Annotated in this window: 9 protein-coding genes and 1 pseudogene; 4 read left to right on the forward strand and 6 right to left on the reverse strand. The window is 63.9% G+C overall.

Annotated features, from left to right (window positions below):
- Positions 1-96 precede the first annotated feature (96 nt).
- From istB to IQ35_RS19965, 6 genes and pseudogenes are all read right to left on the reverse strand, one after another.
- Positions 97-810: pseudogene (gene istB, locus IQ35_RS19940) on the reverse strand (IS21-like element helper ATPase IstB); the annotation flags it as partial.
- Positions 810-2,093: an IS21 family transposase gene (gene istA / locus IQ35_RS19945; protein WP_092960303.1), complete on the reverse strand. Its 1,284-nt coding sequence runs from the start codon at positions 2,091-2,093 to the stop codon at positions 810-812. The pseudogene istB and the gene istA, both read right to left, overlap by 1 nt.
- 95 nt (positions 2,094-2,188) lie before the next feature.
- The gene (locus tag IQ35_RS19950) at positions 2,189-3,196 is read right to left on the reverse strand and encodes an IS110 family RNA-guided transposase (RefSeq protein WP_092960301.1); all 1,008 of its coding nucleotides are present in this window, start codon (positions 3,194-3,196) and stop codon (positions 2,189-2,191) included.
- 93 nt (positions 3,197-3,289) lie between these two features.
- Positions 3,290-4,047, reverse strand: a protein-coding gene (locus tag IQ35_RS19955) for an IS5 family transposase (protein ID WP_092960299.1) whose coding sequence is annotated in 2 segments (ribosomal slippage) — positions 3,290-3,729 and positions 3,729-4,047 — 759 coding nt in all. Because the reading frame shifts where the segments join, the coding sequence is not laid out codon by codon here.
- Positions 4,048-4,072: 25 nt separating this feature from the next.
- Entirely contained in the window at positions 4,073-5,470 is a 1,398-nt protein-coding gene (locus IQ35_RS19960) for an alginate export family protein (RefSeq protein WP_242003422.1), read from the reverse strand.
- Positions 5,471-5,638: 168 nt separating this feature from the next.
- Positions 5,639-7,051 carry a sulfatase-like hydrolase/transferase gene (locus tag IQ35_RS19965; RefSeq protein WP_092960297.1) on the reverse strand — a complete coding sequence of 471 codons (1,413 nt, stop codon included), beginning with the start codon at positions 7,049-7,051 and terminating at the stop codon, positions 5,639-5,641.
- A 512-nt stretch (positions 7,052-7,563) separates the two neighbouring features.
- Between IQ35_RS19965 and IQ35_RS19970 the strand changes: the two genes are divergently transcribed.
- The 4 genes from IQ35_RS19970 to IQ35_RS19985 form a co-directional block, all read left to right on the forward strand.
- A complete protein-coding gene (locus IQ35_RS19970) occupies positions 7,564-7,743 on the forward strand; it encodes a hypothetical protein (RefSeq protein WP_039336458.1) in 180 nt (59 codons plus the stop codon).
- 4 nt (positions 7,744-7,747) lie between these two features.
- On the forward strand, positions 7,748-10,156 hold the full coding sequence (locus tag IQ35_RS19975; protein WP_092960295.1) for a TonB-dependent receptor: 2,409 nt from the start codon (positions 7,748-7,750) through the stop codon (positions 10,154-10,156).
- 10 nt (positions 10,157-10,166) lie between these two features.
- Positions 10,167-11,528: an MFS transporter gene (locus tag IQ35_RS19980; RefSeq protein ID WP_092960293.1), complete on the forward strand. Its 1,362-nt coding sequence runs from the start codon at positions 10,167-10,169 to the stop codon at positions 11,526-11,528.
- Between the two features lie 36 nt (positions 11,529-11,564).
- A partial coding sequence (locus IQ35_RS19985) for a TauD/TfdA dioxygenase family protein (protein ID WP_242003423.1) occupies positions 11,565-12,126 on the forward strand: 562 nt, incomplete at its 3' end.

The following is a 12,126-nucleotide window of genomic DNA, read 5'->3' on the forward strand; positions in this document are numbered from 1 at the left end:
GCCACTGCGCGCCATCAGTTCGTTGCTCGCCGCGTAACGTTCACCATACGTTCGCGCTTAGCGTGCGGATGCGTCACTTTCGTGTAGTCACCCCTAGCTGTCCCCGCGGATGGTGATCACGGTGGAGTGGTGGAGCAGGCGATCCAGGATCGCGGTTGCGACGACCGGATCGCCAAACACGCTGCCCCATTCCCCGACCGAACGGTTTGAGGTGATCAGGATCGATCCCTTCTCGTAACGGCGCGATACCAGCTGGAAGAACAGGTGAGCCGCATCGGCTTCGAACGGCAAGTAGCCGAGTTCATCAATGATCAGCAGTTTCGGCCGGCTCAGCAACGTGAGTTGCTTATCGAGATTCCCGTCCATGTGGGCTTTGGCCAGAAGGGCCACGAGCGTTGCTGCCGTGACGAACTGGACCGAGTAGTTCTGCCGGATCGCCTCACGCCCCAGCGCCACCGCCAAGTGCGTTTTCCCCGTCCCGGGCGGCCCCAGGAACAGCGTCGTGTCACCGTGCGCGATCCAGCGGCACGTCGCCAGTTCCCGGATTTGCCCTGGATCCAGCGAGGGCTGCGCATCGAACTCGAAGCCGTCGAGTTCGCGCACGAAGGGGAACTGGGCGATCTTGCTCGCCATGGAGATCCGGCGTTCGTCGCGCCGAGCGATTTCGCGTCCTACCAGGAACGCGAGCGCTTCGCGCAAGGTCATGTCCGAGCGTGCGGCCTCGTCGAGCAGCGTATCCAGCTGATCGCGGATTGCCGTCAGCTTCAGCCGGTCCAGCATGGCGATGAGGGTCTCGTGATCGAGTGCCATCACCATGCCCCTCCCACGACAGCCTCGTATTCGGCGAGCGGTCGCAACAGCGCCGGCGGCGCGACCGGCGGCATTGTGGCGCGCGCAGGCGCGGCCCCGACGAGCCCAGCCAGATGCGCCCGCTCGATGACCCGCTGACGGCGACCCTCGCATTGGGCATGATCAGCTACAACCTCGCCAGCGTGGCGGACGATGACGCGACCACCCAAAACCACGACCTGGACCGTCTCGCCGACGAGACGCCACGGGACCGAGTAGCTGTTGGTATCGAGGTCGATCGCGCAGTCAGAGCGCACCTTGCGGGCCAGGTCGCGCAGCTGGCCGAACGGTGCGCGTCCGCTGAGCGGACGCAGGGCATTCGCCTCATCGGCAAAGCGCACGATTGGCAGTTCACCAGTGGTGCCGTGAACGCGCACGTCGGCAACCTCCCGGTTCCATTGATCGAGGTGGGCAAGAAAGGCGCCCCAGCTCGCGAAGCGGCGGCCCGCGATGGCATTGCGCTTTACGTAGCCGACGCCGCGCTCATCCTTCCCCTTCGTTCGCGCCCGATATGGCGCGCACGCCCTCGGGTTGAAGCCCCAGTAGCGCGCGAAGGCATGGAGCCGGGCATTGAACCGAACCTCGCGGGTCGCCGCATCATGGTGGTCGACCAGTGCCCGCGCGTTGTCGAACAGGACCTCGGTCGGCACGCCGCCGAACCGCAGGAAAGTGCCCTCCATCCCTTCGAACCAGTCCGTCTGCCGCTCCCGAAGCGAAGGCCGGATATGCATCCGCCGCGAGTAACCCAACGTCGCCACGAACAGGTGGATCTTGATCCGCTCTTCGCCGATCCAGACCTTGGTATCGCCGAAGTCGATCTGAAGCTGATGCCCTGGCCGCGTCTCGAAGCGCACCGTCGCCTTCTTGTGCGCCCTCAGTTCGCGCCGCCAGGGCTGGACCCGCAGCTCGACAGAACGCAGCCCAATCACGATCCCGTGCTCGCTCGCCAGCTCCTGGCGGATAACATCGGCATTCCCGTTGTGCCGGAAGAACCGTTCGCGAAGCCAGTCATCCAAGCCGTCAAAGGCCGACTTGCGCGGTGCCTTGGCAAACGGCACGACACCGCCGGCGCGAAGGTAGCGGCGCACCGTGTTGCGCGCGCAGCCAAATTCCTTCGACAGCCGCTTGGCTCCCCAGCCAAGTTCATGCAGCCGCACCATCGCGGCCACCTCGTCCGGTTGAAGCATCTCTTCTCCCTGCACAGCAATCGCCTGTGCCGGGATTTCTGATGGACCTGTCGTCATCTGTCCCTCCTCTTGTCAAACCCAGAGGGGGTCAGTTCTCAGATTCGGAAGGGGGTCAGTTTCTCACTTCGCTTGACAACAGGTTCTATCCTACCTCACGCCTGGAACAAAGTGCCATCGCGCAGCATGGCATGCATGATGACCGCGAGCCGACGGGCGAGTGCGACACGGGCTTTCTTCAAGCCGCGACGCTTGGCGATCTTCATGGCCCATGTTTTCAGGTTGAAGGTCTCACGGCTCCGGGTGAGGATCGAGTTGGCAGCTTCGTAGAGCAGCTTGCGCACGGTCCCATCTCCCTGTTTGGTGATCCTGCCTGTCCAGTCGAGCTCACCCGACTGATGACGTCGGGGCACAAGGCCGAAGTAGGCGCCGGCATTGCGCGATTGTCGGAAACGCCCCGCTTCATCCACTGCAGCGGCGAAGGCGGCTGAGGTCTGAACGCCGACGCCTGGGATGGTCATCAGGATCTCGCAAGCCTGTGACTGGCTGGCGATGACACGCAGGCGGCGGTCCATTTCCTTGATTTGCTCGACCAGTTCTGCGCGCACGGACAGCAAGGATGCGATGGCGTCGCCAAGGCCCGGGATGTGGGCGGCCTGCATGATCCGTTCGAGGAAGGCCTTCCCTTGACCTGCGCCGGGCCGATAGCCGAACGTGGCGCAGAGACCGCGGATCGTGTTGTCGAGCCGGACGCGCGCTTCAACCAGATGGCTGCGTGCGGTGATGACGCTGCGAACGCCATGCGCTGCCGGAGATTTGACATGCACCTCCTTGTAGAAGCCGGTGCGTGCCAACTGTGCGAGGCCGGCGGCATCGTGAGGGTCGGTCTTGTTCGCCTTCATTGCCTTGAGGCTCTGGTGGGCCTGGCGGGCATCAATGCACACTACCGGGACACCCAGTTCACGCAGGCCAAGGCAGATCGCCGGCGACATGCGGCCCGTTTCGATCACCGCCCGCTCGATTGGACCGTATCGCTCCAGCATCATGGCGATCGCCTCCGGAGAGCTTTCCACTTTCTCCGACACGACCTTCCGACCATTGTCATCAACGATGCAGACCTGCGTGGATTCCATCGACAAGTCCAATCCGGCATAGTGCTTCATGGCTGCTTCCTTCCTTCAGGATTCGACAACCAGAAGTGTGCGCCCCAACCGAGCTCCGAGGGAAGCAGCCGCAATTACACGATGACTCGTTGATCATAGCCAGAAGAGCACGGTGGCTGCGAGAGCGAGGGCGGAGAAGAAGACGGTTGGGCAGCGGTCGTAGCGGGTTGCCACTCGGCGCCAGTCTTTCAGGCGGCCAAACATGATCTCGATGCGGTTTCGGCGTTTGTATCGGCGCTTGTCGTATTTGACGGGAAAAGAACGGGATTTTCGACCCGGAATGCAAGGCGTGATGCCCTTTTGCTCGAGCGCGTCCCTGAACCATTCGGCGTCATAGCCCCGGTCAGCCAGCATCCACTGCGCCTTGGGTAGATCATCGAGCAGGGCTGCCGCGCCGGTGTAATCGCTGATTTGTCCTGCCGTGATGAAGAAGCTCAAGGGTCGGCCGTTGGCATCGGTGACGGCGTGAAGCTTGGTATTCATGCCGCCCTTGGTCCGCCCGATCAGGCGGCCGAGGCCCCCTTTTTTAGCCCAAGGCTGGAAGCCGTGCGGTGGGCCTTGAGATAGGTAGCATCGATCATGACGGTCTGGGGTTCGGCTCTCTGGGCAGACAGCCCCTCCATCATCCGGCCAAACACGCCCATCTCACCCCACCGTTTCCAGCGGTTGTAGAGCGTCTTGTGCGGACCGTATTCCCGGGGCGCATCACGCCAGCGCAGCCCATTACGGTTGACGAAGATGATCCCGCTCAGCACGCGCCGGTCATCCACCCGGGGCTTGCCGTGGCTCTTGGGAAAATAGGGTGAAAGACGCGCCATCTGCTCGTCCGTCAGCCAATAAAGGTCACTCATGCTCAGTCTCCTCGCGGAGCCTGAATCACATCACCCTCAACCAATCAATGGGTCCTGAGCCTAGGACCGCGGTGCTTAAATAACTTGTGTCGCCCGTGCGTATGGCGTTGGGTGCGAGCTGAAGGAACGGTCCTTTGGCGAGCCAGAAGGCATTGATCTCCCCGCGCAGGAAGCCAGGCACGATCCAGTAGCGCATTCGGCCTTCCACTTGGTGACCGGCGAAGGAGCCTGCCTTGCCGCTCGCATCGCGCACGCCGGTCGTGGCGAAGCTGTCGGTCTTTTCGGCGAGCCAAAGCGGATGGTAGGTGACGAACGCGTCGAAGCCTTTGCCGGGTGCAACTTCGGCGCGGACGCCGGGGCTTTCTATGTTGGTGCGGCTGATGGCGGCGAGCACGCCTGCGGGGCTGAAGTCGGCGCGACGCATGCCGAACAGGGTGTCGAAGCGGCCGTAGGTGCCGCCCGGACCGTCGCCGCTGGCGTAATCGTATTCGACTGACACCCGCAACCGCGCCGGGCCGGGGAACATGTAACCCGCATCCGCATGGATGAACCAAGCATCGACATCGAGCTTGCGGGCACCGGGCCGCGTCGTCTCGCTGACGTCGCCGAACTGCCATGCACCCTCGATCTCGAAATCGGGCTTGCCAGCCTTCGGCTCGCGGATCAGGCGTGCGGCAACGGTGTGGAGGTTGCGGTCCCGCGTGGCGCGTGACGGGCTGTCGCGCTCCTGCAGGCGAAAGTAGGATGCTTCTGCCATGGCACCTACGACGGTCCTGGGATGCCAGACCAGACCACCCCAGAGCCGGAGGTCGAAACTCTCCTGGTCCAACCCATGGCGGTTGGACAACACCGATGCCTGATCATCGGGCTTGCGGATCTGCGGCAGGGTGTAAATCAAGATAGCAGCGGTGCCATCACTTGCCTGGAGGTCCGCGCGCAGGCCGGTGTAGCCGTTGGTGGTGTTGCGATAGTCGTCTGCCGCGATCAGTCGTCGCGAGCCGAGGTTAAGAACGAAACGCCCGGCTTCGAGCGTGAGCCTGGTGCCCTGTGCGGGCGCAAGATCGACGGCCACATAGCCTTGCACGATTTCGAGCGTGTTGACGTCGTTGGCGCTGACCGAACTGCCGGGCTTGCCGAGCCAGGCCCGACTGTCGAACATCTCCGCGCCGATGCGGATGTTCGGCGCGGCCTTGTATTCGATGGCCAGTGTCGTGCGAAGCGCGAGCTGCTCGTCGGCGGGCGGCAGGTTTACGCGCGGCTGTCCGGTCAGGGTCTCGTAGCGCAGACGGACCGAGCCGCTGACCGCGATATTCGGCGGCGCGCCGAGCATGGATTGGAGCCGGGGCGTGTCGGCGAGTGCGCTGCCGGACGGTAGATAAACTGCGGTGACAGCAACTGGCAAAAGGAACGCGAACGACTTCAAGGCAGGCTCCATCGCGGCCAAGCGGCCGTCCAATGAAGCAACACTTGAGCGCGCGCTGCGCTTGACCGGGAGGTTGCGCTGACCCGGTTGGACGGCTGATGCAATGTTTCTGCTTTCAAGACAAGTGTTTCCCAGCAATGCCAAATGTTGCCGGCTGCCGGAGGCTTGTCAGAGTTCGGGGTTGAAGTGATCCGCTAGTTCGCCAGGCCCGAAACCGTGGGTGTAGGACTGCGCATCCAGCGGCAGCATTCGGGCGTTCCAGTCCTCCCACGCCTTCTTGAGCGAGGTGAAGGCTTCGGGCTGCCGGTCTTTCAGGTTGGCCCGCTCGAGAGGGTCGGCAAAGACGTCGAACAGGAACTCGTTCCCGCCGATCTTCAGGTATTTGAGGTTGCCGCGACGGGCAGCGCGCTGGGCGTGGTTCTTGTAGCGCCAGAACAGCGTGCGTTCGGGCAAAACACGGCCCGACAAGGCGGCGGCGATGTCTGCGCCGTCGCTGGGGAATGCAGGATCTGGCGCTGCACCGGCGGCGGCAAGGAATGTCGGCAGCCAGTCCATCGAGATGATCTGCGCATCGCTGGTCGTCGCGGCCGTGGTGACACCCGGCCAGCGGACGATGGCGGGGATGCGCAGGCCGCCTTCGAGCAGTTCGGTCTTGCGGCCGCTGAAGGGCCAGGTGTCGGAGAAGCGTTCGCCGCCGTTGTCGCTGGTGAAGACGACGATGGTGTCCTGCTCGGCGCCGTTTGCCTTGAGGGCTTCGAGTACGCGCCCGATCTGGTAATCGAGACGGCGGACCATGGCGGCGTAGATCGCCGCACTGCCGCCGTCGAAGTGGAACAGGGCCTTGGGGTCCTTCAGTCCGGCAATCCGAGTGGATTCGCTGGCGTCATCAGGCCCTTCCCACGGCCAGTGCGGCGCAGTGAAGTGGAGCGACATGAACCACGGCGCCTTAACTGACGACGCCTGGCGGATTTCCGCGATCGCGCGGTCGGCAAGCAGGTCGGTCAGGTAACCCGCCTTGTCGACGGGCGTGGGACCATCCCACAGGTCGGGCTGACCGTTGCTGGTGGCGTGGGTGTAATAGTCGACGCCCCCGCTGCGGATGCCCCAGAAAGACTGGTAGCCGCTCTTGATCGGGTCGAAGTCCGGGAGGCTGCCAAGATGCCACTTGCCGATCAGCGAGGTGCGATAGCCAGCCTTGGCGAGAAGTGACGGCAGCGTCGGATGCGAAGGCGGCAGGCCGATGTTGGGCCGGTAGGCCAGCGGCTCCTCGAGGCCAACGGGCAGGCGATACTGATAGCGGCCTGTGATCAGGCCGACGCGCGTGGCCGTGCAGACGGCGCTGTTGGCGTAGGCATTGGTGAAACGCAGGCCCTGCGCCGCCAGCTTGTCGAGCACCGGCGTCTCGAAATCGCGGCGACCATAGCAGGACAGATCGGCGTAACCGAGGTCATCGGCCATGATGTAGAGGATGTTGGGCTGCCGCACGCGCTTGCGGGCATTCGCGGGCACAGAGCCGACGGCCAGAGTGGCGGCGGCGCCTGCAAGGGTCGCGCGGCGGGTAAGACTGTAGGTCGAGGTCATGGTGCGGTCCGTGATTGCAGTTGCAGGTGGACCCGCGCGTGGTCGCGTAAGGCAATATGAACTTATCGCCAGCCCCATCAATGTCTATTACATCGATAGACAATTCATCTTGTCCGTCGGGAAGTTTTCCTTTTGCGCCGAACGGGTGAGGCCCGGGTTGACCGAGAAGACTCAACCGGATAAGTAGAGATTAACCCCCAGGACATCCGACGATCAGGTCGGCCTGCACATCCAGGGTCCTGATCCGCGGCATTTGATGGGAAGCAGCTTGCTCCGCGTGAACAACCGCTAAAGCGCGCGATGCTGGGGCGACGGCGCCAGGCATCGTGTTCCCCTCCAATCAAGAGGTGATACGATGCACAAGCCCATGACGCGCGCCTAGAGCGCGCAAACCACCGGACACGATTGACGGACCTGCCGCCCCGACCGGGCGCGGTCCGCTCTCGCCCGCCTCTCTCACCATAACGCCAGTTCGGCGCGGCCCTTGCGGTCGCCGCCCGGAGGAATGCGTCATGCGACCGCTAACCAGCTCCGACCTTGCGGAACTGGCCCGGTATCCCGCGTCCCTGCAACAGTCGATCGTTGCCCTTTGCGGCGTCGCCCCCGGCGACCCCGTGCGCGAAGCCGTGCCCGTTCCCGCTGCCTTCAATCGCCGCCCCGACGCGGCAAGCCACTTGGGTTCAGGGAAGTAATGGAATGAACAGGGTTTTTCTCTTCAAGCAGCGCCAGCTTATCCTTGCAGGCGTGGCTTTGGGCTCGCTCATCGGCGCGGCTCCGGCTTTCGCCGCCGAGCAGCCTGCCGATGTCGAGGTTCCGGCAGTTGCTGCCGAAGACGCCGGCGAGGCCGGTGAAGCCATCGTCGTCACCGCCTCGCGCCGCCGCGACGAGGATGTCCAGGACGTGCCGGTCGCCATCAGCGTGATCAGCGCCGACGCGTTGGAAAGGCGTGGCGACTTCACCCTCGGCCAGATCCAGCAGCAGGTACCGAGCCTGCAGGTGTTCAGCTTCAATCCGCGCAATACCAACATCAACATCCGTGGCCTGGGCTCGAACGTCGCGCTGACCAACGACGGACTCGAGAACGGCGTCGGCTTCTATATCGACAACGTCTACTACGGCCGCGTCGGGCTTTCGCAGTTCGACCTCGTCGACCTGCAGAGCATCGAAGTGCTGCGCGGTCCGCAGGGCACGCTGTTCGGAAAGAACACCACCTCGGGCGTCATCAACATCACCTCGCGCAAGCCGAGCTTCGATCCCGAGCTTTCGGGCGAGGCGAGCATCGGCAATTACGGCTTCCGGCAAATCCGGGCTTCGGCCTCGGCAGGTATCCTGCCCGATCTGCTCGCCGTGCGCATCTCCGGCGCGATCAGCGGGAACGACGGCTTCCTGTTCAACAAGACCACCAATACCCGCGCCCAGAACTACCGCAACGAGAGCATTCGCGGCCAGTTGCTGTTGACGCCCGACCCGGACTTCGAGGTGCGCATCATCGGCGACTACGCAAAGCAGGAGCAGGATCATGTGCTCTCGGTCTTCGCCGACCTGCACACGACCTATGCCAATGGCGCGACGATACCCAACAACTTTGCCCTGCGAGCTGCCCGGTTCCCTGGCTACACCCTCCCCGCCTTCAGGCCGTTCGACCGCATCGGCGAGGCCGATAGCCACTACCAGTCGAACATGGCGGGCTATGGCGTTTCGGGCGAGGCCAACTGGGACTTCGGCAGCGCGGCCCTGACCTCCATCACCGCCTATCGCTGGTGGGACTGGAACCCGGCCAACGATGGCGACAGCACCTCGCTGCCCATCACCACCAAGGCCCAGCAAGCCAACCGCCAGCGCCAGTTCAGCCAGGAGCTGCGGCTTGCCTCGAAGGGCAACCGCACCGTCGACTACGTGATCGGCGCGTACTACTTCTGGCAGGTCGTCAAGGGCTATGGCGCCACCCGCTATGGCTCGGCTGCCGCGCAGTGGAACCTGCCTGCGGCCGACCAGACCCTCGCCAATGCGGCGCTGAACGGGTTCGAGGCAAATTCGACCTCGACGCCGGAAACGCGCACATTCGCGCTGTTCGGGCAGACCGACTGGCACCTGTCCGATGCCCTGACGCTGACCACCGGCCTGCGTTGGACGCACGAGAAGAAGGCGGGCGCGTTCAGCCAGTTCTGGGTGCATGGTGCCGATCTTTCCGGCTTCACCCCGGCGCAGGTCACCGCGATCAACGCGATCCGCACCCAGTTCAACCCGGTGACAAGCTTCGCGACGAAATTCAGCGACAACAGCCTGTCAGGGCTGGTCACGCTGAACTGGAAGGTTGCGCCGGACGCGAGCGTCTATGGCAGCTATTCGCGCGGCAACAAGTCGGGCGGACTGAACCTGACGGCGCTGCCCGCCGGCATTGCGCCCGAAGTCGCCCCGGAAAAGGTTGATGCGTTCGAGCTGGGCTTCAAATCCCAGTTCCTCGATCGGCGCGCCACCTTCAATGCTGCTGCGTTCTGGACCGAGATCCGCGACTATCAGACGGCAATCACCGAACAGGTGCCCAACACCGTCAACGTGCGCCAATACATCGCGAACATCCCCAAGGTGCGTTCGCGCGGAGTTGAGGGCGACCTTGCCTTCCAGGCCAGCGACAGTCTCTCGTTCACCGCATCGGCAAGCTACACCGACGCCAAATACGTCGAGTACGACAACGCACCGCAGGCGGTGGAGAACCTCAACCTCGGCGGTATCCAGGACCTGTCAGGCAAACCGCTTTCGGGCGTTCCGAAGTTCGCATGGTCAGTCGGTGTCGACGGCAACACGCCGCTGGGTGAGCTCGGCGGGCGCGAACTGAGCCTTTACGCCCACGCCGACTACGCGCACCGCTCGAGTTTCAATACATCGGCAACCAACTCCGCATGGGCGCAGGTTCCGGGCTTCGGCATCGCCAATGCGCGCATCGGGCTGAAGACCGACGACGGGTTGTGGGACCTGTCGGTCTGGGCGCGCAACCTGCTCAACGAAGACTATTTCCTCAACCTCTCCGCCGCCAACACCGGCGTGGTCACTGCCCAGGTGGGCGAGCCACGCACTTATGGTGTGACGTTGCGGACGCGACTGTGAGGCTGGCCGCATGACAACAGGATCCCCCGTCAGTTCGCCTTCTGGTAGCTACCACCGCCTTGCTGCGATCTACGTGCCGGTCACCGCTGCTGCTCAGCCAGTTGCTGCCTGGCTCCCCGCCATTCTTGCGCGAGACTATGGCGTGCCACTCACGCTGGTAGGGACGCTGTATCTGGCGGGTCAGTTGCTCAACTGCGCGCTCGACCCGATAGTCGGCGCATTGAGCGACCGCACGCAGAGCCGCTTCGGCAGGCGGCGACCGTGGGTAGCGGGCGGGGGATCCTTGTTCGTCGCTGGCAGCGCGATGCTGTTCTTCCCGCCTGCGAACCTCGGCGTTGGCTGGCTGATTGCTGCACTGGCCGCCTATTACATCGGCCTTGCGCTTCTCTCCACGCCGCTGCTGGCGTGGAGCGGCGAGATCGCCACCGGCTATCACGACCGGACCCGCGCGGCATCAACCTTTACACTGTGGCAGTCGATTGCGCTGGTAGGTGCCCTTGCGCTGGCGGCACTCGCCCAGCATCTGCGACCCGGTGACGGTCAGTTGCAACTGACGCTGTTCGGTTCGCTTGTCCTCGCTGCCGCTATCCCGGCGCTGTGGCTGACGCTGTCCAATCGCGATGACAGCGCGCCTGCTGCTCTGGCACTCCCGCTGTCGCCACTGGCCGCCGCGCGCGCGGTGCTCGGCAACCCGCTGCTGCTGCGCGTCCTCGCTTCGGACGCCGCAGTCCGGGCAGGACAGGGCATCCGCACGACGCTTTTGCTGTTCTACGTGACCTTCTATCTCGGAAGGCCTGAATGGGGTGCAGGACTGTTCCTGTTCCAATACGCCTTCGGCATGCTCGCCGCGCCGATCTGGCAGCGCATCGGTGTATCCCTGGGCAAGCGCCGGGCTGCCATTCTCGCCGAAGTGCTGCAGGCACTGATCAACCTCGCGCTGGTGCTGACCACGCCCGACCGGTTCTGGCTGGTCCTTGCGCTCGCCTTTGCTCAGGGGATCACACAGGGCTCAGGCAACATCATGCTGCGCTCGATGGTCGCCGACGTTGCCGACAAGCACCGCGCCGAGACCGGCGAGGAGCGCGCCGGCCTTTACTATTCAGTCTTTGCCCTGGCCGACAAGATCGGCGGTGCGCTTGCCGCAGGCATCGCCCTGCCGCTGATCGCGTGGCTGGGCTTCGATCCGAAGTCCGCCGCAAACTCTCCTGAGGCGTTGAACGGCCTGTTGCTTGTCTTCGCGACCGGACCTGCCCTCGCCCATGCCATCTCCGCTGCCGTCATATCGGGCTTCGCGCTCGATGCCGAACAGCACAACGCCATTCGCCGCCAGTTGGACACCGCCGCCGACCCCGCGCTCCAGCCCGCCGAATAACACCCCAAATCCTTACCCCAAGCAGGAGTAACCCACATGAATGCCATCACCACCTATGCCAATGCCAAGGACCCGAACTCCCCGCTCGACATCGTTCCGATCACCGGGACGATCGGTGCCGAAATCCGCGGGGTGACCCTTTCCGGCGATCTCGGCGCGGAGACCGTGCAGGCGATCAAGGACGCGGTCGTGCGCCACAAGGTCGTCTTCTTCCGTGGCCAGAAGGAACTGGACGACGCACGCCACGAAGGCTTCGCCTCGCTTTTCGGCGATCCGGTGGCACATCCCACCGTGCCGGTGGCCGAGGGTTCGCGCTACCTGCTCGAACTCGACAGCAAGGAAGGCTACGCCGCCTCGAGCTGGCATACCGACGTGACGTTCGTAGATGCCTATCCCAAGGGCTCGATCCTGCGCGCGATCACCATTCCCGAAGCCGGCGGCGATACCGTCTGGGCGAACGGCGAAACGGCCTACGAAAGCTTGCCCGAAACCCTGCGGCAGCTGGCTCTGTTGCAAACTCTGACACGGTTTCCAAGATTGGGCTCATGTACTGTCAAGGTCAGTTGCGATGAACGATTTCAAAGGACGGCATTTTACC

The organism is Sphingobium wenxiniae (assembly GCF_007830065.1).
Classification (GTDB): domain Bacteria; phylum Pseudomonadota; class Alphaproteobacteria; order Sphingomonadales; family Sphingomonadaceae; genus Sphingobium; species Sphingobium wenxiniae.